General features: G+C 35.5%; 20 protein-coding genes. 14 read left to right on the top strand and 6 right to left on the bottom strand.

The features are described 5' to 3' along the window. Nucleotides 1-4: 4 nt before the first annotated feature. Entirely contained in the window at nucleotides 5-1,465 is a 1,461-nt protein-coding gene (locus LOK78_RS10970; protein WP_232634929.1) for an aminoacyl-histidine dipeptidase, read from the bottom strand. Nucleotides 1,466-1,540: 75 nt separating this feature from the next. On the opposite strand from LOK78_RS10970, the gene LOK78_RS10965 reads away from it, so the two are divergent. The 13 genes from LOK78_RS10965 (at nucleotide 1,541) to LOK78_RS10905 (ending at nucleotide 18,215) form a co-directional block, all read left to right on the top strand. Further along, nucleotides 1,541-2,608 (top strand): DUF3810 domain-containing protein, encoded by a 1,068-nt coding sequence (locus LOK78_RS10965; protein WP_232634928.1) that lies wholly within the window; start codon nucleotides 1,541-1,543, stop codon nucleotides 2,606-2,608. Further along, nucleotides 2,608-3,402 carry a TrmH family RNA methyltransferase gene (locus tag LOK78_RS10960; protein WP_232634927.1) on the top strand — a complete coding sequence of 265 codons (795 nt, stop codon included), beginning with the start codon at nucleotides 2,608-2,610 and terminating at the stop codon, nucleotides 3,400-3,402. The genes LOK78_RS10965 and LOK78_RS10960 overlap by 1 nt, the downstream gene beginning before the upstream one ends. Before the next feature lie 4 nt (nucleotides 3,403-3,406). Then, complete coding sequence (locus LOK78_RS10955) at nucleotides 3,407-4,639, top strand: M48 family metallopeptidase (protein WP_232634926.1); 1,233 nt, start codon at nucleotides 3,407-3,409, stop codon at nucleotides 4,637-4,639. A gap of 91 nt (nucleotides 4,640-4,730) precedes the next feature. Next, nucleotides 4,731-6,947 carry a RelA/SpoT family protein gene (locus tag LOK78_RS10950; RefSeq protein ID WP_053972120.1) on the top strand — a complete coding sequence of 739 codons (2,217 nt, stop codon included), beginning with the start codon at nucleotides 4,731-4,733 and terminating at the stop codon, nucleotides 6,945-6,947. A gap of 28 nt (nucleotides 6,948-6,975) precedes the next feature. Beyond that, a complete protein-coding gene (locus tag LOK78_RS10945) occupies nucleotides 6,976-7,425 on the top strand; it encodes a Fur family transcriptional regulator (protein ID WP_053971627.1) in 450 nt (149 codons plus the stop codon). Nucleotides 7,426-7,440: 15 nt separating this feature from the next. Beyond that, nucleotides 7,441-8,712: an adenylosuccinate synthase gene (locus tag LOK78_RS10940; RefSeq protein WP_166960178.1), complete on the top strand. Its 1,272-nt coding sequence runs from the start codon at nucleotides 7,441-7,443 to the stop codon at nucleotides 8,710-8,712. Between the two features lie 127 nt (nucleotides 8,713-8,839). After that, nucleotides 8,840-10,657 (top strand): OstA-like protein, encoded by a 1,818-nt coding sequence (locus tag LOK78_RS10935; protein ID WP_232634925.1) that lies wholly within the window; start codon nucleotides 8,840-8,842, stop codon nucleotides 10,655-10,657. Continuing rightward, nucleotides 10,644-11,846: an aspartate aminotransferase family protein gene (locus LOK78_RS10930; protein ID WP_232634924.1), complete on the top strand. Its 1,203-nt coding sequence runs from the start codon at nucleotides 10,644-10,646 to the stop codon at nucleotides 11,844-11,846. Before LOK78_RS10935 ends, LOK78_RS10930 begins: the two co-directional genes overlap by 14 nt. A 143-nt stretch (nucleotides 11,847-11,989) precedes the next feature. Further along, nucleotides 11,990-13,375 carry a tetratricopeptide repeat protein gene (locus tag LOK78_RS10925; RefSeq protein WP_232635097.1) on the top strand — a complete coding sequence of 462 codons (1,386 nt, stop codon included), beginning with the start codon at nucleotides 11,990-11,992 and terminating at the stop codon, nucleotides 13,373-13,375. 58 nt (nucleotides 13,376-13,433) lie between these two features. Beyond that, on the top strand, nucleotides 13,434-14,447 hold the full coding sequence (locus tag LOK78_RS10920) for a DUF368 domain-containing protein (protein ID WP_232634923.1): 1,014 nt from the start codon (nucleotides 13,434-13,436) through the stop codon (nucleotides 14,445-14,447). After that, nucleotides 14,448-15,470: a DUF368 domain-containing protein gene (locus LOK78_RS10915; protein ID WP_053971622.1), complete on the top strand. Its 1,023-nt coding sequence runs from the start codon at nucleotides 14,448-14,450 to the stop codon at nucleotides 15,468-15,470. Further along, nucleotides 15,463-16,203, top strand: a complete 741-nt coding sequence (locus LOK78_RS10910) for a shikimate dehydrogenase family protein (RefSeq protein WP_232634922.1) — start codon at nucleotides 15,463-15,465, stop codon at nucleotides 16,201-16,203. Before LOK78_RS10915 ends, LOK78_RS10910 begins: the two co-directional genes overlap by 8 nt. Nucleotides 16,204-16,295: 92 nt before the next feature. Then, nucleotides 16,296-18,215: a DUF349 domain-containing protein gene (locus LOK78_RS10905; RefSeq protein WP_232634921.1), complete on the top strand. Its 1,920-nt coding sequence runs from the start codon at nucleotides 16,296-16,298 to the stop codon at nucleotides 18,213-18,215. 250 nt (nucleotides 18,216-18,465) lie between these two features. Here the strand turns inward: LOK78_RS10905 and mazG are convergent, their stop codons facing one another. The 4 genes from mazG to ruvX all read right to left on the bottom strand — a co-directional run bounded on the left by mazG (nucleotide 18,466) and on the right by ruvX (nucleotide 20,883). Further along, nucleotides 18,466-19,239: a nucleoside triphosphate pyrophosphohydrolase gene (mazG, locus tag LOK78_RS10900; RefSeq protein WP_232634920.1), complete on the bottom strand. Its 774-nt coding sequence runs from the start codon at nucleotides 19,237-19,239 to the stop codon at nucleotides 18,466-18,468. A gap of 87 nt (nucleotides 19,240-19,326) precedes the next feature. Beyond that, entirely contained in the window at nucleotides 19,327-19,752 is a 426-nt protein-coding gene (locus tag LOK78_RS10895) for a DUF5606 family protein (protein WP_053971618.1), read from the bottom strand. A gap of 40 nt (nucleotides 19,753-19,792) precedes the next feature. Then, nucleotides 19,793-20,383, bottom strand: a complete 591-nt coding sequence (gene def, locus LOK78_RS10890; RefSeq protein ID WP_166960160.1) for a peptide deformylase — start codon at nucleotides 20,381-20,383, stop codon at nucleotides 19,793-19,795. An 89-nt stretch (nucleotides 20,384-20,472) separates the two neighbouring features. Then, the gene (gene ruvX, locus LOK78_RS10885) at nucleotides 20,473-20,883 is read right to left on the bottom strand and encodes a Holliday junction resolvase RuvX (protein ID WP_053971616.1); all 411 of its coding nucleotides are present in this window, start codon (nucleotides 20,881-20,883) and stop codon (nucleotides 20,473-20,475) included. Between the two features lie 110 nt (nucleotides 20,884-20,993). Between ruvX and LOK78_RS10880 the strand changes: the two genes are divergently transcribed. Next, complete coding sequence (locus LOK78_RS10880; RefSeq protein WP_053971615.1) at nucleotides 20,994-21,809, top strand: 2,3,4,5-tetrahydropyridine-2,6-dicarboxylate N-succinyltransferase; 816 nt, start codon at nucleotides 20,994-20,996, stop codon at nucleotides 21,807-21,809. 49 nt (nucleotides 21,810-21,858) lie between these two features. Here LOK78_RS10880 and LOK78_RS10875 read toward each other — a convergent pair whose 3' ends face one another. Further along, nucleotides 21,859-22,638: a lipopolysaccharide kinase InaA family protein gene (locus tag LOK78_RS10875; protein WP_232634919.1), complete on the bottom strand. Its 780-nt coding sequence runs from the start codon at nucleotides 22,636-22,638 to the stop codon at nucleotides 21,859-21,861. Nucleotides 22,639-22,675: the final 37 nt, after the last annotated feature.

The following is a 22,675-nucleotide window of genomic DNA, read 5'->3' as shown; positions in this document are numbered from 1 at the left end:
CAACCTACTTCTTTGGAATATTCTTTAAAATTTCTTTTACAAACTCCCAAAATTTCTGAGTTGAGGATATTTGAGCTCTTTCATCGGGAGAGTGAGCTCCTCTAATATTGGGGCCGAAACTAATCATATCCATCTCTGGATAATTTTGTCCAAGTATACCACATTCCAAACCAGCATGACAAGCTGCCACATGTGGCTTTTCTCCGTTCATTTCAATATATAGAGATTCTAAAACCTTTAGAATAGGAGAATCCATATTAGGAGTCCAACCTGGATAATCTCCTGAAAAAGCAACATCACACCCGGTCATTTCAAATGATGACCTAAGGGAATTGGCCAAATCCCATTTGGAACTCTCCACTGACGAACGAGTTAAACATTCAATTTTTAATTCACCGTCTTTAACTAAAACTTTAGCCATATTATTTGAGGTTTCAACCAATCCTGGAATATCTGCACTCATTCTATATACGCCATTACAAGCAGCATACACAGCTTTTGTGAAACCTTCCTGAACACCCAAGTCCATAACCAATTTGGGTACTTCGGTTTTAGATACCAAAATATCCAACTGGGGCTCCATGGTTCTTAATTCCGTTTTTATAGTTTGTGACAATTGGGCCATTTCCATTATAAAAGCGTCCTCATGAATGCTATCAATAGCAACTAAAGCTTTGCTTTCTCTAGGAATCGCATTTCTCAGACTCCCTCCTTCAATTTCAGAAATTCGCAATCCGAAATTCTCAAATCCATCAAACAACAAGCGATTCATAATCTTATTCGCATTTCCTAGCCCTTTATGGATGTCCATTCCCGAGTGCCCCCCTTGAAGACCTTTCACATTAATTTCAAACCCAATCTGATCTTGAGTAGTTTCTTCAACTTGATAAGTTCTAGTAGCCGTAACATCAACTCCTCCTGCACATCCCACACCAATTTCATCATCCTCTTCCGTATCCAAATTCAATAAAATCTCACCATTAAGCAAACCCCCTTTTAGACCCATAGCACCAGTCATACCCGTTTCTTCATCTATGGTAAAAAGTGCTTCTATCGCTGGGTGCGGTATATCTTTGCTTTCTAAAATAGCCATAATTGTTGCCACTCCTAATCCATTATCAGCTCCTAATGTAGTTCCTTTTGCCCTTACCCAATCGCCATCAACAAACATTTCAATACCTTGGGTATCAAAATTAAATTGGGTATCATTATTTTTTTGGTGGACCATATCTAAATGCGATTGCATAACGATGGTTTTTCTGTCTTCCATGCCAGAAGTTGCAGGCTTTTTTATAATGACATTACCAACCTCATCCTCAAAGGTCTCAAGTCCCAGCTTTTCACCAAATGCTTTCATAAAAGCAATGACCTTTTCTTCTTTTTTAGAGGCTCGAGGTACAGCATTAAGCTTTGCAAAGTTTTGCCACAATTCTTGCGGTTCTAAAGATTTTATATCTGAATTCATAGTTGTGTATTAAATGTTTCACAAAGGTATGGATAAGCATAAAAGTATAACAAACAATTCCCTATTTTTGGGTTTATGAGGAAAAGCCCAAAATTATTCCTAGCACTTGCCATTATTCCACAAATCCTTTTTATTAAGTGGATTTCCGTTTACCCTGAAACCGTGGAAACCTATTATAGTTTGGGATTTTATCCCATAGTTTCAAAAATTTTCAGATTCACCTTAGGATGGTTACCTTTTTCTTTTGGAGATCTTTTCTACGCCATTGCCATCATTTATATCTTAAGATGGCTCATACTCAATGCCAAAAGAATTACGCAAGACACCAAAGGTTGGTTTCTGGATGTTTTTTCGGCTTTTTCTGTGATCTATTTTGCATTTCACCTGCTATGGGGAATGAACTATTACCGACTTCCACTTCATCAAAAATTGAATTTGGAAGCTGATTATTCCACAGAACAACTTATGGCTGTTACGGAAAAACTGATTGAAAAATCCAATGCTTTACAACTTCAACTTGCCAAAAAAGATTCTGTAAAAGTGCAAGTACCATTCAAAGAAATGGAAGTTTTTAAAATGGTTCCAGAGGGCTACCATCGTCTAAGGGAAGAATTCCCAGATTTAGACTATAAACCTAAAAGCATCAAAAAATCATTATTTAGCTTGCCGCTGACCTACATGGGATTTAGCGGCTATTTAAATCCGCTAACCAATGAAGCCCATGTGGATGGGTACATTCCTATTTATAGATTTCCTGTTGTATCTTCTCATGAGGTAGCTCATCAACTGGGGTATGCTGCAGAAAATGAGGCTAACTTTATTGGTAGTTTAGCGGCTATCAACCATCCAAATGTTTATTTTAATTATTGTGGCTACACTTTTGCTTTAAAACACTGCTTGCTAGAGGTTTACAGAAGAGACCCTGAAGCTTATGAAACTTTCAAGGAAAAAATCCATATTGGTATTTTGAAAAATTATCAAGAGGTTCAAAATTTTTGGATGGAATACCAAAATCCGTTGGAACCATTGTTCCAAAGCAGTTACAACCATTTTTTGAAGGTCAACAATCAACAAGATGGTATGAAAAGCTATAGTTATGTTGTAGCTTTGGTTGTAAATTATTTTGAAAATAAAGCACTCTGATGAAACACATTTCTAGTCCGCAAAACCCTTTAATTAAACAACTGGTTCAACTTAAGGACAAATCCCGCGATCGTAAAAAATCGGGGCTATTTTTAATTGAGGGACAACGAGAATTGGCGCTAGCCATTAAAGGAGGTTATCAATTGGACATGTTGCTTTTCTATGGAGAGCTTTTTTCAGAATCTGATGCTTTAGAATATGAAAAAAAAGGGACTTCCATCATAGAAATTTCACTGGAAGTCTTTCAAAAATTGGCTCACCGCAGCACCACTGAAGGTGTGATTGCTGTTGCCAAATCAAAATCACATCATTTAAGTGATTTGATATTTAAAAATGAAGCCCCCTTAATTTTGGTTGCTGAAGCTCCTGAAAAACCTGGAAATATTGGTGCTTTATTAAGAACCGCAGATGCAGCCAACTTAGATGCCGTAATTATTGCCAACCCAAAAACAGATTTATACAACCCCAACATCATTCGTTCAAGTGTGGGATGTGTTTTTACTAAGCCCATAGCTACGGGATCCACACAAGAAATCATTGACTTTCTTAAGTCAAATCAAGTCGCTATTTTTTGTGCCGCTTTACAGGCCTCCATCCCCTATCAGACACAAAATTTCACCAAGCCATCGGCTATTGTAGTTGGTACCGAAGCGACCGGACTTAGTAATTTATGGTTAAATAACAGCTCCCAAAATATAGTGATCCCGATGCAAGGAGAAATTGATTCCATGAACGTATCGGTTGCAGCAGGAATTCTTATTTTTGAAGCCAAAAGACAACGCAATTTTTTATAACCCAATGACTGCCTCCTCCCTTTTATACATCATTTTAGCTATTATTATCATTGATTTTATCATCGATAAAATTCTAGATGGCCTTAATGCCAAACATTTTAATGACCATCTTCCTGATGAGTTAAAGGATGTTTATGATCCAGAAGAGTATAAGAAATCACAACATTACAAAGCTACCAATTACAAATTCGGATTATTGTCCTCAACTTTTTCATTGATTTTAACAGTTGGCTTTATCCTTTTGGATGGATTTGAAATTGTAGATAATTTAGCCAGAACCTTAACTGATAATGATATTTTCGTAGCCTTGATTTTCTTCGGAATCATCATGCTGGCAAGTAGTATTATCACTATACCCTTTTCATATTATAAAACTTTTGTAATTGAAGAAGCCTTTGGATTTAACAAAACCACCAAAAAAACCTTCTTTTTAGATATAATAAAAGGATGGCTTATGTCGGCTGTTTTGGGTGGAGGCATCTTAGCTCTTATCATTTGGTTTTATAAATCGACAGGAAATTATTTTTGGTTTTACGCTTGGGGAATAGTAACCGTATTCACTGTTTTTATGAATATGTTTTACTCCAGATTAATAGTACCACTTTTCAACAAACAGACACCTTTAGAAGAAGGATCTTTAAGAAATAAAATCTCAGAATACGCTGAATCCGTTGGGTTTCACCTAAACAAAATTTTTGTTATTGATGGCTCGAAAAGGAGCACTAAAGCCAATGCCTATTTTTCGGGTTTTGGCAGCGAAAAGCGTGTCACGCTTTATGACACTTTAATCAACGATTTGGATGAAGATGAAATTGTTTCCGTTTTGGCTCATGAGGTGGGTCACTACAAAAAGAAGCACATTATTTTCAACTTAATAACGTCCATTTTATTAACGGGATTCACCTTTTATATTTTATCCCTTTTTATTTCCAACCCTTTACTTTCTGAAGCATTAGGCGTTGAAAAACACAGCTTTCATATTGCCCTTGTAGCCTTCGGATTGCTTTACTCTCCTATTTCGGAAATCACGGGACTTATTATGAATTGGTTCTCTAGAAAATTTGAATATCAAGCCGATGATTATGCCAAAAATACTTTTCGAGCAGCACCTCTTATTACGTCACTAAAAAAGTTATCCAAAAACAGCTTGAGCAATCTCACACCACATTCAAGCTATGTGTTTGTACATTATTCACACCCTACCTTGTTGCAACGTATTAAGAATTTAAAAAAGTAGTTAACCATTTATCTATTCAATCCCAGACTTCATCTTAAATTCTGACCAAAATATTGTTCATTAATTTTCTTATTGCTATTTTAGATATATGATGACTGATGTAGACATAGAGAAGGAAAATGCTGCCATTGCCAAGGCCTACAGGGAATTACTTAAGGTAAGTTACAGAACCCTTTCTTCCACGGATAAAAAATTGATAAGAAAGGCTTTTGAAGTAGCTTTAGAAGCCCATAAAGATCAACGCAGAAAGTCTGGTGAGGCATATATATTTCATCCAATTGCGGTTGCTAAAATCGTGGCTCAAGAAATTGGTCTTGATGCTACCTCTATTGCAGCTGCTCTTCTTCACGATGTAGTTGAAGACAATGAAAATTATTCTGTTGAAGATATCCATAACATGTTCGGACCCATAGTGGCCAGAATTGTTGATGGGCTAACTAAAATTTCTTCCTTAAAGCAATCTGGGGATATTTCGCTTCAAGCTGAGAATTTCAGAAAAATGCTTCTCACTCTTAATGATGATGTGAGAGTAATAATAATTAAAATAGCTGACAGACTTCACAACATGCAAACCATGGATTCCATGAGGTCTGACAAACAGGAAAAAATAGCTTCTGAAACGCTTTACATCTATGCACCTTTGGCTCATAGAATTGGTCTTTATAACATCAAGACTGAGCTAGAAGACCTAGGTTTGAAATATACCGAACCTGAAACTTATAATGATATCCTTACCAAAATGAAAGAAAGTAAGGAAGAGCAGGATGAGTACATTGCTGAATTCAGTGATGTCTTGAAAAGATCACTGGATAAGGAAGGTTTGAACTATGTGATTAAGGGACGTCCTAAATCCATCTTCTCGATAAGGAGAAAAATGTTGAATCAAGGGGTTTCCTTTGACGAAGTTTATGACAAGTTCGCCGTTAGAATCATTTATAGAAGTGATAGGCAGAATGAAAAATTTCTGGCCTGGAAGATTTATTCGATTGTAACAGACCACTTCAGACCCAACCCAATTCGACTGCGAGATTGGATTTCTTCACCAAAATCAACAGGTTATGAGGCACTTCATATCACAGTTATTGGTCCAAAAAGCCGTTGGGTAGAAGTTCAAATAAGAAGTGAGCGAATGAATGAAATAGCTGAAAAAGGTTATGCTGCTCATTACAAGTATAAAGAAGGAGATGATAATGATGATTCTTTGGACGGCTGGATTTCAAAACTACAGGATGCCTTAGAAAATCCGGAAGGCAGTGCCGTGGATTTTGTTGAACAGTTTAAGCTAAACTTATACTCCAAAGAAATATTCGTGTTCACACCTAAGGGTGAATTAAAATCTCTGCCAAAGGGTGCTACTCCACTTGATTTTGCTTTCAGCATACATACGGAAGTAGGAATGAAAACTCGTGGTGCCAAAGTGAATAGCAAGTTGGTTCCTTTGAGTTACGAATTAAAAAGTGGTGACCGTGTAGAAATATTAACTTCAGAGTCAGTCAAGCCTAGTACCAATTGGTTAGATTACGCCACAACAGCCAGAGCCAGAAGTAAAATAAAATCTGTTCTTAAAGCCGATAAAAAGCGAATTGCCGAGGATGGCAAGGAAATACTACGAAGGAAATTAAAACAGCTCAAAATAGAACTCAATGAGAGGTCTATTAATGAAATGGTCAATTACTTTAAATTGAGCACAAGTTTAGATTTATTTTATCGGGTAGGAATAGGAACGATAGACAGCAAAATGATCAAGGAATATGCTTCTTCAAGAAGTAATGCCTTGATGAGTTATATCAAAGGAAAAATTGGACGTAAAACCCACTCTATTCCCAAGGAAGAATTAGAAAGGGATGAAATTACAACCAATTACGATTTGCTTGTGTTTGGTAAAGATGAACAAAGACTGGAGTACAAATTGGCCAGTTGCTGCAATCCGATACCAGGAGACCCTGTTTTTGGCTTCTTAACCATTAATGATGGTTTAAAGGTGCATAAGAAAAATTGTCCAAATGCATTGAGTTTGCAATCAAATTATGCATACCGAATCATGTCTGCTAAGTGGGTAGATTCATCCCAACAGGAGTTTACCACTCAAATCAAACTTTCAGGAATTGACAATTTGGGGCTCGTCAACAATATCACTCAGGTAATATCCTCAAACATGCATGTTAATATGAAGAGCATCAGTTTTGAAAGTGACGACGGTGTATTTCACGGAAAAATAAATGTGGTAGTCAAGAACAATAACATGCTCAATAAACTTATGGATCATTTGAAAAAAATTAATGGTATCGAGAAAGTGTCTAGAGTTTAAAAATTAGTGTAAATTTGCAGTTGGAATTATGAGTGTAAAAACAGATAGTAAAAATCAAGAAATTGTAAAAAATGTCTTCACGGCCTATTTAGAAGAAAAAGGGCACCGTAAAACACCTGAAAGATATGCCATCCTTCAAGAGATTTATGATAGTGAAGAACATTTTGATATAGAATCGCTCTACCTTAACATGAAAAACAAAAAGTATCGTGTTAGTAGGGCAACACTTTATAACACCATTGAGTTACTTCTAGAATGTGGATTGGTAAGAAAGCATCAATTTGGCCAAAACCAAGCCCACTATGAAAAATCTTATTTTGATAAACAACACGACCACGTCATCCTTACCGATACTGGAGAGGTTATTGAGTTTTGTGATCCAAGGATTCAAAGCATAAAAAAAACCATTGAAGAAGTGTTTGATATTGAAATAAAAAACCACTCACTTTACTTTTACGGGAATAGAAAAAACAACTAATAACTTATTATTAAAATGGCAGTAGATTTACTACTAGGTTTACAATGGGGTGACGAAGGCAAAGGAAAAATTGTTGACGTTCTAACCTCTAAATACAATATTATTGCAAGATTTCAAGGAGGCCCAAATGCGGGACACACTCTAGTTTTCAATGGAAAAAAGCATGTGTTACACACCATCCCATCGGGAATTTTCCATGAAGATGCCATTAACCTAGTTGGAAATGGAGTTGTAATTGACCCTGTCATTTTTAAAAAAGAACTTGATAAATTAGACGAACAAAACGTCGATTACAAGAAAACATTATTTATTTCCAGAAAAGCTCATATCATCCTACCAACCCATCGTTTGCTGGATGCTGCGAGTGAAGCCTCAAAAGGGAAGGCCAAAATCGGCTCTACCTTAAAAGGAATAGGCCCTACTTACATGGATAAAACGGGACGAAATGGAATTCGTGTTGGTGATTTAGAACTAGCAGATTGGAAAGATAAATATAGAGCTCTAGCAGATAAGCATGAAGCCATGATTGAGTTCTACAACGTTGAACTCGAGTATAACCTTAAAGAGTTGGAAACCGAATTCTTTGAAGCTGTGAGCGTTTTAAAATCTTTAAAGCTTATTGATTCCGAAGAATACATCTTCCAAGCTCAAAAGGAGAATAAAACTATTTTAGCTGAAGGTGCCCAAGGATCTTTATTGGATATCGATTTTGGAACTTATCCATTTGTAACCTCAAGTAACACAACAGCAGCTGGTGCTTGTACAGGTTTAGGTGTTGCCCCAAACCAAATTAAAGATGTTTTTGGAATTTTCAAGGCATACACCACAAGAGTTGGATCCGGACCATTTCCTACTGAATTATTTGATGAGAATGGCGAAACCATGGCACGTGTAGGTCATGAATTTGGTGCAACTACAGGAAGACCTAGAAGGTGTGGTTGGTTAGATTTAGTAGCTCTTAAATATGCTTGTCAGGTAAATGGTGTCACCCAGTTAATGATGATGAAAGCTGATGTACTTTCGGGCTTTGAGACCTTAAAAGTTTGTACCGCTTATAACTATCAAGGAGATACAATTACTCATTTACCTTATAATATAGAAGAGGAAAATGTCACTCCCGTTTACACCGACTTTAAAGGTTGGAAAGCAGATTTAACAGAAATGTCTGAAGCATCTCAATTACCAGCAGAACTTAATGACTATATTGCCTTCCTAGAAAAAGAATTGGAAATCCCAATCACCATTGTTTCGGTAGGTCCAGATAGAAAACAAACGATTTTCAGATAATTATCTTTTATAAAGAAATTCAAACCTGCTAAATGTTTTTTGGCAGGTTTTTTTATTATTAAAAAAATCACAACACACGATAAAACATCATATTTATCACTATTTTTGACACCAAATTTTAGCTAGTTTGAAGATATTGAAGTCGTTATTAATTTTTTCCTTTTTTCTATTTGCTACCCAAATTTATTCTCAAGAGCCTAAGAAAATTGAAATAAAGTACGGTGGTTTTTTGGAAATCAAAGAAGAGGAAACACCTGGCTTAAAAGTGATGACAAGGGACGATTCTGGTCAAGTTCATGTGGTTCACGAAGGAGTTGACATGTACTGTGATCAAGCGCTTCTTTACAGCAATGAGAATTTTTTGGAAGCTTACGGGAATGTAAGCATGAAGCAGGGAGACACCATTAATATGACTGCTAAATATGCAGAATATAGTGGCCAAACCAAATTAGCATTTGCCAGTGGTGATGTAGTTCTAACCGAACCTAATTCTACATTGACCACGGACACCCTTTACTTTGACCGGTTAAAACAACAATCCTTTTATAGAACGGGAGGACGTGTAGTAAGAGATTCTTCAGGAACAATTACTAGTAGAATCGGTCGTTACTACATGGACAGTAAAAAATATCAATTTGTCAAGGATGTCATTCTTGTTCATCCAGAATACACCATCAACACCAACCAACTTGATTTCTATTCAGAATCGGGTTATGCCTATTTGTATGGCCCTTCAACCATTACGACTGCCGATAGTAAAACTTATTGTGAAAAAGGGTTTTATGATACGGAACGGAAAATAGGTCATGGAGTCAAGAATACCCGAATTGATTATGACAACCGAATTTTTGAAGGTGATAGTATGTACTTTGATAACAACCGGAGCTTTGCTTCTGCCACTAACAACATTAAAGTAACTGACACCATCAACAATAGCGTTATTAAAGGCCATTATGCCGAAGTTTACAAAGACAAAGATTCCGTGTTCATCACCAAAAGAGCCCTTGCTATTTCCGTTCAGGAAAAGGATTCCATTTACATGCATGCGGATACCTTAATGGTAACGGGAAAGCCAGAAAAACGGATTACTAGGGCATTTAGAAATGTGAAGATGTATAAATCGGACATGAGTGGAAAAGCAGATTCGATACATGTTGACCACGAAAAAGGATTGACCCAAATGATTAATTTGGCGAGATTATCGTCCAAAGATGCGTTTGCCGTAAAGCGACGTCCTGTTCTATGGAATGAGGAAAATCAAATGACCGGGGATACCATTCACATATATTCCAATCCTAAAACAGAAACAATTGATTCCTTATATGTTTTTTATGATGCCTTTTTGGTGAGTCAAGACACCATAAGTGAAGATGGCTTTAATCAAGTAAAAGGAAAAACCCTTACTGGTTTTTTTGATGAGACGAATAAACTTAAAACAGTTTATATCAACAAAAATGCTGAGTCTATTTTTTACGCTCGTGATGACAAGCAGGAATTAATTGGCATTGACAAAGCTAAATCTGGTAGTATTACTATTGAGTTTAACAATGGTGAATTAGAAAGCTATTACAGGGCGCAACAACCAGATGCTATCACATACCCAGAATCGCAATTTCCAAAAAATGCCCGTAAACTGAAAGATTTTGATTGGAGAGGCGACGAAAGACCTAAGAGTGTTGAAGATTTATTCTCTGACGACCCTCCTTTGGAATTACCAAAAATCAAAGGTATTGATGACTATGTGCCTCAGAAAGAGTTTTTTGATGAAGAGATGATGGAACGAGTAAAAAAAGCAGAGGAAGAGGAAAGGAAATCTAATTCTAACATCAAGGAAGAAGATCCTACAAAAGCATCAAGACAAATTCCAAAAAAGGAATTGATAGAATTAAAAAAAGACCCTAAAGATCAATTGTCCCAACCCTTGAAAAATAATGATGACAATTAACGTGACATCTAACGATTTCTTTAAATATCAAGCCCAAACCTCGCCTAATCCTTTGGCCATGGAAATTTCCCATGCGAAGGGATCCTATATATATGATAGTCAAGGAAAGGCTTATTTAGATTTTGTTGCAGGAGTATCTGCCTGTACTTTAGGTCATTGCCATCCTCGTGTAGTTGAGGCTATTAAACATCAGGTTGAAGAGTATCTTCATGTTATGGTATATGGAGAATACATTCAAAAACCAGCTGTTGAGCTAGCCAAATTTTTAGGAAAAAACCTTCCAAGTCCCTTAGAAAAAACCTATTTAACAAACTCTGGCACGGAAGCAATTGAAGGCGCTTTAAAACTTGCTAAACGCGCAACCTGCAGAAGCGAGATTATTTCTGCCAAAAATGCCTACCATGGAAATACCATGGGCTCCATGAGTGTTATGGGCTATGAAGAACGCAAAAGAGCATTCCGCCCATTGCTCCCTGATATTCGATTTATTGAATTTAATAATGAGGAACACTTAAAACTAATTACCAAGCAAACTGCAGGTGTTATTTTAGAAACCATTCAAGGAGGTGCCGGCTTCATTACTCCCAATAATGATTACTTAAAAAAAGTAAAAGAGCGTTGCGAAAAAGTTGGTGCTTTGCTGATACTTGATGAAATTCAACCAGGTATTGGAAGAACAGGAAAGCTTTTTGGGTTTGAACACTACAACTGTGTTCCTGATATTTTGGTTATGGGAAAAGGACTCGCAGGAGGCATGCCTGTAGGTGCCTTCACCGCCTCTACAAAATTAATGGACCTTTTAATGAGTGAGCCTAAATTTGGACATATTACCACTTTTGGTGGGCATCCTGTTATTGCCGCCGCTGCTCTTGCAACACTAAAGGAGGTTACCCAACATAATTTGATGACCCAAGCTCTTGAAAAGGAAGCCCTTTTTAGAAAAGAACTGTCTCACCCATTAATAACCGGTATCAGAGGAAAAGGTTTGATGCTTGCAGCCATGACTCCGTCAGCCGATATAACAAATGAAGTTGTTTTGCGTTGTCAAGAAAAGGGATTGATTTTATTTTGGTTATTATTTGAACCTAAAGCAATAAGAATAACCCCTCCCCTTACCATTTCAAATGAAGAAATTATAAAAGGGTGTCAAATCATCAAAGAAGTACTTGATGAAATCCAAAACGGATAAAACCAACAACCAACTGACTATCAAGCTATAACAATTTTAAAATGTCATCGTGTTGATTATTTTGTTAAAAACATTTACAAAATTTTAACGAATGACCTAATTTGAATGCTACATTTAATAGCATAAATCTTATAAATGTGCCTATGGAGTTTAGTCCCAACGAGAACAATGTACCCTTGACAAAGTTCGAGTCAATGCTTAAGACTAACAATGTTTTATTTTTTGATTCAGAGGAATTTGAAGACATCATCCATCACTATCTTTCTTTAGGAAAAATTGCTTTAGCCAAAAAAGCGCTTAAACTTGGGTTGCAACAGCATCCAACCTCATCAAACTTGAAACTTTATAAAGTTGAACTTTATGTGTTTGAAAACAAGTTTGAAGAAGCAGAAGTTCTACTGGATGAGTTACACGACCTTGAACCTACCAATGAGGAGGTTTACATTCAAAAAGCCAATATTTTATCCAAAAAGGATGAGCACGAAAAAGCTATTGAAGTTCTAAAGTATTCTTTAGAATTGACCGATGACGTGGAAGATATTTATTCTCTTATCGGTATGGAATATCTTTTCTTGGACAATTTTGAAGAAGCCAAATTTTATTTCATGAAGTGCATGGAGTGTGATCAAAATGATTTTTCAGCACTTTACAACATGATTTATTGTTTTGATTTCCTAGAGCAACATGAAGAAGCTATTGAATATCTAAATACCTTTTTGGATCAAAATCCCTATTGTGAGGTAGCTTGGCATCAATTAGGAAAACAATACTTTTCATTAAAGGAGTATAAAAAAGCATTGGCCGCCTACGAATTTGCCATTTTTTCGGATGATACTTTTGTAGGAGCCTACCTAGAAAAAGGTAAAGTTTTAGAAAAACTAGGCCGCTTTGAAGAAGCTTTGGAATATTACTCTTTAACATTAAAATTAGAAGAACCCACCTCTTTTGCCCTATTAAGAATTGGACATTGCTATGAAAAGCTTAATCAAGATGATTTAGCCATTCAATATTTTACACGTACAGTCCATGAAGATCCCCTTTTAGATAAAGGTTGGCTTGCCATTACAAAGTTTTATACTAAAAAACATAATTACAAGAAAGCCCTGTATTATATCAATAAGGCTATCAATATTGATTCAGAAAATGTTTTGTACTGGAAGCAATATGCCCAACTGAACCATCGTTTAAATTTTCTTGAAGAAGCTGAAAATGGTTATAAGAAAGCCTTGGAATTGGGAAACTATGAGCTCAACACTTGGTTGACTCGAGGCGATATTTTATTGAAACTAGGAGAACCTGAAGCTGCCATTTACAACTTTTTACAAGCCATTGAATTCTACCCTGAAAATCCGGAAATAGAATTTAGATTAGGCGGACTTTACTACTTTATCCATGAAAATGATAAAGGAAGATACCATCTGAAAAACGCCATGAAATCAAATTCGGAATACGCGTTTATTTTGGAAGAATTGTTCCCTAATATTTATGAAACAACCCAAGTTAAAAACTTACTGAAAAAGGCAAGTTAAACAAATTGGTGTATCCAAAATTGTATACCTTTGGAATTCGTTTTTTTAATTCCAAAGAATGCAAAGACATCTCAAGGACTATTTTATCATATCCCTAAAGGGCGTTGCAATGGGAGCCGCTGACGCCGTACCAGGTGTTTCTGGGGGAACCATTGCTTTTATTGCTGGTATTTATGAGGAACTCATCAATACTATTGGCAATGTTAATTTTAGTTTATTCACAACCTTTAGAAAACATGGGTTTAAAGCCTTTTGGAATCAACTAAACGGCGGATTTCTTATAGCACTTCTATTAGGAATTGTCACCAGTTTTGTAACCTTCATGCAACTGGCTAAATACCTTATTGAATATCACCCAGTTCTTATCTGGTCTTTTTTCTTTGGTTTGATATTGGCCAGCATCTATTTTGTTGGAAAGCAAATAAAAAAGTGGAACCCGCTCACCTTTATTTCAATCATTATTGGCTCTTTAATCGCCTTTTACGTAACAACATTGCCTTCTTTGGGAGGAAATGACCATCCTTTGTTTTTGAGTTTAGCTGGTGCTTTAGCTATTTGTGCCATGATTTTACCTGGTATTTCAGGCTCCTTTATATTAGTCATTTTAGGTGCGTATAAAACTTTAAGCGATGCTCTTCATAATTTTGATTTCAAAAGGATTTTGTTGTTTATAGCCGGGGCAGTTGTAGGATTGCTTACATTCAGCAGGATATTAAAATGGCTCTTCAAAAATTACTATAATACGACTTTGGCTTTATTAACAGGATTCATTATTGGGTCTCTGAATAAAATTTGGCCATGGAAAGAGACTTTAACCGTATTAAAAAATGAGACTGGAGAAGTAGTTCCTTTTCAATCCATATCCGATTTTGGAACATTAGCCGTTTATCAAAAAGACATGCAAAATTTTGAAACCCTGAAAACGGTAACTGAACAGAGCGTTTCGCCATTTCATTATAGTACTATAAATAATCAATTGGTCGAAAGTCAATTGGGATGGGCTATTGTTTTAACCATTTTAGGGTTTTTAACTATTTTCCTATTGGAAAGAATAGGTAACAAACAAGAATAAATGCAACACAAAATAAGGACATTCCAAGACAAATTCTTTCTGGTTCTTAAAGGACTAGCAATGGGAGCTGCCAATAAGGTTCCTGGAGTTTCGGGAGGAGTGGTCGCTTTTGTTGCTGGTTTTTACGAGGAGTTTATTTTTTCCTTACAAAGGATAAACGGAAAAGCCCTTAAGTTATTAATCAATAGACGCTTTAAGAGTTTCTATTTATATACCAATGGCCGATTTCTTAGCCTTCTGATTTTTGGAATGGTTGTCAGCTATTTTAGTGTTTCCAAACTATTGGATTTTCTTATCAGAAATTATGAGTTATATGTTTGGAGTGCCTTTTTTGGTATGATCGTGGGTTCTATACATTATATTAATAAAGACTTTAATGACTGGAATAAGAAGACACGAGCCGCAGTTCTCATTGGTGTAATTGTAGGATTGAGTATTAGTTTTCTTCCCCCAGCGACCGAAAATGATCATCTTCTATTTGTTTTTTTCTGCGGTATGATTAGTGTTACAGGGATGACTTTACCGGGATTCTCTGGGTCCTTTATTCTAATTTTGTTAGGAAATTACGTCCTGCTTTTGGTCGATTCTGTTAACGCGCTTTATGATACCATAAAGAATGTCATCCAATGGGATTTCAGTTTCCTTGATAATGAAGAAAGAATGCGAATGTTAAAAATACTGGCCGTCTTCACCATTGGATCCTTGGCTGGATTGGTTACTTTTTCACACATCTTGAATTATATTTTAAAGCATTACAAAAGCATAACAACAGCATCCATTATAGGGTTTATCATCGGTTCGCTAGGAGTCGTTTGGCCTTGGAAAGAAACGGTTTATAAAATAAATGCTTCTGGTGAATTCATTCATGATTCTGGAGGAGCCAAAGTTATTCAAAATTACAGACGTTTTCTTCCGGAATTGACCGGAGAAACATACATCGCTTTTGCATTCATCGTAATAGGCATTGCCATAGTTTGGGGATTGGGTGTCTACGGAGACAAAACCAGAAAGTCATATGAATAAATACGGTCTTTTAGGAAAAAACATTTCTTATTCCTTTTCTAGAAATTACTTTAATACCAAGTTTGAACGACAAAACATAGATGCCGTTTATGAAAATTTCGATATATCCGAAATTGAAAAATTCCCAGAAATAATAAAAAATAATCGGGATCTAAAGGGGCTAAACGTCACCATTCCTTATAAAGAATCCATCATTCCCTTTTTGGATGGTTTGGATAAAAAAGCTAAAAAAATTGGAGCTGTCAATACGATCAAAATTAATGAAGACGGTAAGCTTATTGGGCACAATACGGATTATTATGGTTTCAAAAACTCTCTAACCCCCCTTTTAAAACCAAAACACAAAAGAGCCCTTATTTTAGGCACTGGAGGTGCTAGTAAAGCCATTGCCTATGCATTAAAAAAGTTGGACTTAGAATACCGATTTGTTTCCAGAACCGCGAGCAAAAAAGTGGACTTCACATATAAAGGGTTGACTTCGGATATCATCTCCTCTCATCAAATAATTATCAATTGCACCCCACTAGGAACCGTCCCAAAAATCGAAGACTACCCCAACATTCCATACGTAGGTATAACTTCTAATCATATTTTGTACGATCTTATCTACAATCCAGAGGAAACAACATTTTTAAGATTCGGAAGAGAAAAAAAAGCAATAACCATCAACGGACTTCAAATGTTGAAGTTACAAGCCGAAAAGGCTTGGAAAATCTGGAATAGGAAATCTTAATACCTCTAAATAGACTTGAAGTCTTTGTAAATATTGAACTTGTTATTATCTTTAACGCTACACATTTTTTATGAACCTAAACATTTTCAGAAATGTCAGAGAAAGATAACCTGCCAGAAGCAGATGGAATAGAAGAAAGCAAACAACCCATCGTTGAAGAAACCAAAAAGGATGAAGTCAGTGCTTCAGAAAATAATGAGCATGCCACAGAAGAGGAAGATGATGGTATTTCAGAAATAGATGATTCCAATGCAGAGGACGCAGAGGACGAGGGCAACCAAGATAGACACGTTATAGTCAAAAAAGATTATGACAAAATGTCTATGGATGATCTCGTCGATGAATTGAGCAAGCTGGTACAAAATGAAAAGGTTCAAGCCATAAAATCTCATGTAGAAGACATAAAAAATGAGTTCAAATCTAAGTTTGATACTTTTCTGGATGAGAAAAAAGAAGAGTTTGTAAATGATGGAGGCAATGAGATTGATTTTTATTACTCAAGTCCACTTCAAAAAAGATTTAAGGATACTTATAGGGAATACCGTAATAAACTAAATACCCATTATAAAAGTATTGAACGAAGCTTAAAGGATAATTTGGTTGAAAGGGAAGAAATCATTGAAGAGATTAAAGGCTTATTAAATGTTGAAGAAAACATCAATTCAACCTATAAACACTTCAAGGAATTACAAGAAAGATGGAAGCACGCTGGTCCCATACCTCGAGATAGATACAACAATACCTGGAACAATTACCACCATCACGTTGAACGCTTTTATGACTTTTTACATTTAAATAGAGATCTAAGGGATCTTGATTTCAAACACAATTACGAACAGAAATTAAAAATCATTGAACGCGCCGAGGAATTGGCTAAAGAAAATGATGTCAATCATTCGTTCAGAGAATTACAGGTTTTACATAAAATGTGGAAGGAAGAGTTAGGGCCGGTTGGTAAAGAACATCGTGAAGAAGTTTGGAATCGATTCAAAGCGGCAACTAAAGCCATCCATCAAAAAAGGCAAGCCTTTTTCTCAGAATTGGAAAAAGATTACGAGAAGAATCTAGAAAAAAAGCAGGAAATCATAGAAAAAATAGAGGCTGTAACTTCTGGAGGAGCCAAATCTCATAATGAGTGGCAAAAGAAAATTAAGGAAATTGAAGCTCTAAGAGAAGAATTTTTTAGTGCCGGAAAAGTCCCTATTAAAGTGAATGAAGCTACTTGGGCCAAATTCAAACAAGCCGTAAGGACCTTTAATAGAAATAAAAATGCCTTTTATAAGAATCTTAAAAAGGAACAATATGATAACCTACAGAAAAAGCTTGAGTTAATTCAAATTGCTGAAGACAACCAAGAAAATGAAGATTTTGAGGCCACTACTCCAATCATGAAGAAAATCCAAAATGATTGGAAAAAAATTGGTCATGTACCAAGAAAAAGCAGTGACAAAATCTGGAAGCAATTTAAAAAAGCCTGTAATCACTATTTTGACAGACTCCATGAAGCCAAAGATGAAGCCAATAAAGAAGGTATGGAGGCTTACAACAAAAAGAATGATCTATTAAAAGAAATTAAAGGGCTTGAACTAACAGGAAATAAAGAAGAAATCATTGAGGTTATCAAAGAATATATCAGTAAGTGGCAGGAAGCTGGAAATGTCCCTTCTAACAAAAGATACATTGAAGGAAAACTTAACAATGCCCTCGACCATATCTTTAAGGAATTAAAAATGGACCGAAGTGAGGCCGAATTAATTAAGTTCGATAATAAATTGGAAGTCCTAAACAATGAAGATGATAGCCGAAGACTGGATAACGAACGAGCCTTTATTAGAAAGAAAATTCAGGAAGTCAAGAGTGAAATCAATCAATTGGAAAACAACCTTCAGTTTTTCTCTAATGTTGACGAAACAAATCCAATGGTAAAAGAAGTCCTTGATAATATTCAGAAACACAAAGATTCTCTTGAGATTTGGAAAACAAAATTGGTTAAAATTAAAGAGTTGTATTAATCAACTCTTAATTTTACCACACCTCTAAAAACAACTAAACCCTATCTGGAGTTTCCAAATAGGGTTTTAGCTTCTAACTAAACTAACTAAACAGTTATTTTTTTCCCAACTAAAAAATAACCTACTTACGTTAAATGACACAATTAAGGTAAGAAATGATTCTGCTATTAATCTACTTATGAATATGAACGTGTCATTTGGTATTATATACGGGGATAAAACTGTTTTGGATTTCGAAGATTAAAAAAAATTATATTTTTTTTGCTTCCTCCCAAAAAACGTCCATTTCTGCGAGGGTCATGTCCTTTAATTCTTTGTTCAATTCCTTAGCCTTACCTTCTAAATATTGAAATCTTTTAGAGAATTTTTTATTCGTTCGTTCAAGAGCATTTTCAGGGTTGACTTTTAAAAATCTTGCATAATTCACCATAGAAAACAACACGTCACCAAACTCACTTTCTATGGCATCTTTATTATCCTCAACTATCTCATGCTGCAATTCTTCAATCTCTTCCTTTAATTTTTCCCAGACTTGATGTGGTTCTTCCCAATCAAATCCAACCCCAGAAACCTTGTCTTGTATGCGATTTGCCTTAACCAAAGCAGGAAGGCTTTTAGGAACTCCCTCCAAAACACTCTTCTTACCTTCCTTTAATTTAAGATTTTCCCAATTGCGCTTCACATCCTCTTCATCTTTAACCTGTACATCTCCATAAATATGGGGATGCCTGTCTACCAATTTATCACAAATACTGTGACAGACATCGGCGATATCAAAATCATTGGTTTCACTTCCTATTTTGGCATAAAAAACAATATGTAACAACACATCACCTAGCTCCTTCTTAACCTCTTGCAAATCATTGTCTAAAATAGCATCTCCCAACTCATAGGTTTCCTCAATAGTCAAGTGCCTTAGAGATTCCATGGTTTGTTTTTTATCCCAAGGGCATTTTTCCCTCAAATCATCCATGATATCCAACAATCTATTAAATGCCTTTAATTGGTCTGTTCTTGTATTCATATTTTTATTTTCAAGATAGGTTATAAATGAAAAAAATCTGGTTGAAAGAACCAGATTTTATAAAAATTTTTTAAACATATGATAGGACTATTCTTCCTCGTCTGAAGCCTTAACTTTTTCACTAGCTTCAAAGTCCATCATATCGTGTTTTTGTAATAAGTTATACCATTGGATTACTTTTTTGATATCACTCACATACACTCTATCTTCATCATAATCCGGTAATACTTCAAAAAAGTATTCCTCCAATTGGTCTTTAGAATCCTTATGAGAAACAGACGTTGCCCCTCCATCTTCCTTTTCCTTAATCTTTTTGAAAACCTCCCTAAGTGGCACCTCTTCTGTTAGCGTATAAACTGCAATTTCACTTAATAGGCTAACATTTTGATGAATACTCACTGATATTTTTTTCTTGTCAATTAAAGATTCAGCAATAAAACCCGTGCGGGTTTGTGTTAATAATTTGTATAATCCTGGTTTACCAGCAATAGATAATACTTTTTCTAAACTCATAAATTTGTAAAGTCTAATTAATTAATCTTCAATAAGGGTGTTATCTTCTTTTTTTCATATTAGGAAACTTCATTCTGTAGTCCACTTTGATATTTCCTTTGGAAATATTGGATAGTTTCCCTTTTATTAAACGTTTCTTCAAACTGGAAAGTTTATCAGTAAAAAGAATGCCGTCAATATGGTCGTATTCATGTTGGATAATTCTAGCCGCCAATCCATCAAAAACTTCGGTGTGGGATTCAAAATTTTCATCTTGATATTCCATCGTAATTCGCGGTTTTCTAAACACATCTTCTCTCACATCTGGAATGCTCAAACAGCCCTCATTAAACGCCCATTCATCACCTTCTTCCATTAAAATTTTCGCATTGATGAAGGTTTTTTTAAATGTTTTTAAATAAGCTTGCTCATCATCTGAAAGAGATTCGTCTTCTGCAAATGGAGAAGCATCCACAACAAACAATCTGATGGCCAAACCAATTTGAGGTGCTGCCAAACCAACTCCGAACGCTTGATCCATGGTCTCATACATATTATCAATCAGTTCATTAAGCTTGGGATAATCTTTACTTATTTCCTCCCCTACCTTTTTTAAAACCGGATCTCCGTATGCAACAATTGGTAATACCATTTTAATTCATTTATAATTGGGCACAAAAATACAATTCTTAAAGCTTAATCACATAATAATTATGGGATTTAAGAAAGCTTTAAACATCTCTATTGATTATACAGGTAACTTTGAAGAATTAGGGTCGCGCTAATTTCATCAATTAACGATTTGTCTCTCCGCTTTTTTTTGGACAATCCACTATCAATCATGGTTTGAAAAGCCATTTTTGAAGTAAACCTCTCGTCTACTCTCTCTATGGGTATTTTAGGAAATTGGTTTTGAAGTTTCTCCAAAAAAGGTTTAATCAAGACTTCACTTTCAGACTCTTGATTGTTCATCTGTTTAGGTTCCCCAACAATGAACTTTTCCACTTGCTCCTTCTCACAATAATCTTTAAGAAAAGGCAACAACTCTTTGGTTTCAACGGTAGTCAAACCAGAGGCAATGATTTGAAGTTCATCAGTTATTGCAATTCCCGTGCGTACCTTTCCATAATCTATGGCCAATAATCTTCCCATTCTGCAAATTTATAATAAGTATCCATTATGAAGCTATTTTTCCAAATTATACTGTTTGCACTATTGATATTTGATCTAAACTGTATCTTTGCACAAATAAATTTTTTGAGATGACCGATTTAAAAAACATTATAGAAAAAGCTTGGGATGATCGTTCCTTGCTAACAGAAGAAACCACTATTAATGCTATAAGAGAAGTAATATCACTTTTAGATGCAGGTGTTTTAAGAGTTGCTAATCCTACCGAGGATGGCTGGCAAGTAAATGAATGGATTAAAAAAGCAGTAGTTTTATATTTCCCTATTCAAAAAATGGAAACCTTTGAAGTTGGAATTTTCGAATACCATGATAAAATTCCATTAAAAACCGGATATGCAGAAAAAGGAATTAGGGTTGTTCCTCATGCAGTAGCACGTCATGGTGCTTACATTTCTAAAGGAGTTATTATGATGCCAAGTTACGTTAACATTGGCGCCTTTGTAGATGAAGGAACTATGGTTGATACTTGGGCTACCGTTGGTAGTTGTGCACAAATCGGCAAAAATGTACACCTTTCAGGAGGCGTTGGTATTGGTGGCGTTTTAGAGCCATTGCAAGCAGCTCCTGTTATTATTGAGGACAATGCTTTTATAGGTAGTAGATGTATCGTTGTGGAAGGCGTGAAGGTAGAAAAAGAGGCTGTATTGGGTGCCAATGTAGTTTTGACTGCTTCTACAAAAATAATAGATGTTACAGGTGATGAACCTGTGGAAATGAAAGGTATTGTTCCTGCTAGATCGGTGGTTATTCCAGGAAGTTATTCTAAAGAGTTTGCAGCGGGAACCTTTAATGTTCCATGTGCTTTAATCATTGGGAAAAGAAAAGAAAGCACTGATAAAAAGACTTCTTTAAACAACGCGCTTCGTGAATATGACGTTGCGGTTTAAAATAAATTTAACTGAATTTGAAAACCCAAAGGTGTAACGCTTTTGGGTTTTATTTTTTAAAATTCATTTTCCTTCCGCTTCTTCTAAGCTTTTTACTATCTATTTTCTTTTGGAAGGTCCTACTATGCTTTAACATAGCTTCATAAACTTCACTCTCAGGTCTATTACATAGCTTGGCATATTTTTTTGACATGATATCTACCATGGTCTTGGAAAGCCACAACCGCCTAAAATTGTGCATCCGTTTTTCAAAACCCATCGGTTCAAATACCATACGATTCAAATCGATTAAGAAGAATTGATATGTTCCTTGGCCTTGATTCAAAATCAACGTATTTCCAGGTGAATGATCTAAAAAATTAATACCATTCTCATGTAATTGAAAAGTAAACTCGGTAAATTGCTCTAAGATATTTTGGCGATCAGGAAACCGAGGTTGATGAATCAAATCCCTAAAGTCAAAATCATAGTCTATATGTTTGCTTACATAGAAACTGGAATCCAAACCTATTGATGAAAAATCTTCTACATAAGCAATTGGAAACGGCGTAGAAATTCCCAGATTTATAAGTTTTCTCGCATATTCAAATGACCTTTTGGCCTTCGATTCTCTAAGATACTTATAAACAAATGCTTGAAAAAATTGTGGTTTTTTAAACGATTTGATGTTAATAATCTCACTACCTAATGAAAAGGATTTAATAATATTTCTTCCTCCATCTAAAACCAGATCCCCTTCCTTTTTGAATGATTCAATACAATCCAAAATTTCAGATTCAAATTCCTTATAATCAGGATGAACAACCACATGTCTTTTAGAATCACTCATACGCGATCAAAGATATATGAATTGATTTTTTAATAAA

It is taken from the genome of Mangrovimonas futianensis (genome assembly GCF_021245805.1).
In the GTDB taxonomy this organism is placed as follows: Bacteria; Bacteroidota; Bacteroidia; order Flavobacteriales; family Flavobacteriaceae; genus Mangrovimonas; species Mangrovimonas futianensis.
Note: the sequence above shows the minus strand (reverse complement) of the source record. Positions and strands in the feature narration are given on the sequence as shown.

Coding starts and splice junctions, on each gene's coding strand:
- LOK78_RS10970 (WP_232634929.1), bottom strand. CDS start 1,465: ATGAATTCAGATATAAAATCTTTAGAACCGCAAGAATTGTGGCAAAAC.
- LOK78_RS10965 (WP_232634928.1), top strand. CDS start 1,541: ATGAGGAAAAGCCCAAAATTATTCCTAGCACTTGCCATTATTCCACAA.
- LOK78_RS10960 (WP_232634927.1), top strand. CDS start 2,608: ATGAAACACATTTCTAGTCCGCAAAACCCTTTAATTAAACAACTGGTT.
- LOK78_RS10955 (WP_232634926.1), top strand. CDS start 3,407: ATGACTGCCTCCTCCCTTTTATACATCATTTTAGCTATTATTATCATT.
- LOK78_RS10950 (WP_053972120.1), top strand. CDS start 4,731: ATGACTGATGTAGACATAGAGAAGGAAAATGCTGCCATTGCCAAGGCC.
- LOK78_RS10945 (WP_053971627.1), top strand. CDS start 6,976: ATGAGTGTAAAAACAGATAGTAAAAATCAAGAAATTGTAAAAAATGTC.
- LOK78_RS10940 (WP_166960178.1), top strand. CDS start 7,441: ATGGCAGTAGATTTACTACTAGGTTTACAATGGGGTGACGAAGGCAAA.
- LOK78_RS10930 (WP_232634924.1), top strand. CDS start 10,644: ATGATGACAATTAACGTGACATCTAACGATTTCTTTAAATATCAAGCC.
- LOK78_RS10925 (WP_232635097.1), top strand. CDS start 11,990: ATGGAGTTTAGTCCCAACGAGAACAATGTACCCTTGACAAAGTTCGAG.
- LOK78_RS10920 (WP_232634923.1), top strand. CDS start 13,434: ATGCAAAGACATCTCAAGGACTATTTTATCATATCCCTAAAGGGCGTT.
- LOK78_RS10915 (WP_053971622.1), top strand. CDS start 14,448: ATGCAACACAAAATAAGGACATTCCAAGACAAATTCTTTCTGGTTCTT.
- LOK78_RS10910 (WP_232634922.1), top strand. CDS start 15,463: ATGAATAAATACGGTCTTTTAGGAAAAAACATTTCTTATTCCTTTTCT.
- LOK78_RS10905 (WP_232634921.1), top strand. CDS start 16,296: ATGTCAGAGAAAGATAACCTGCCAGAAGCAGATGGAATAGAAGAAAGC.
- mazG (WP_232634920.1), bottom strand. CDS start 19,239: ATGAATACAAGAACAGACCAATTAAAGGCATTTAATAGATTGTTGGAT.
- LOK78_RS10895 (WP_053971618.1), bottom strand. CDS start 19,752: ATGAGTTTAGAAAAAGTATTATCTATTGCTGGTAAACCAGGATTATAC.
- def (WP_166960160.1), bottom strand. CDS start 20,383: ATGGTATTACCAATTGTTGCATACGGAGATCCGGTTTTAAAAAAGGTA.
- ruvX (WP_053971616.1), bottom strand. CDS start 20,883: ATGGGAAGATTATTGGCCATAGATTATGGAAAGGTACGCACGGGAATT.
- LOK78_RS10880 (WP_053971615.1), top strand. CDS start 20,994: ATGACCGATTTAAAAAACATTATAGAAAAAGCTTGGGATGATCGTTCC.
- LOK78_RS10875 (WP_232634919.1), bottom strand. CDS start 22,638: ATGAGTGATTCTAAAAGACATGTGGTTGTTCATCCTGATTATAAGGAA.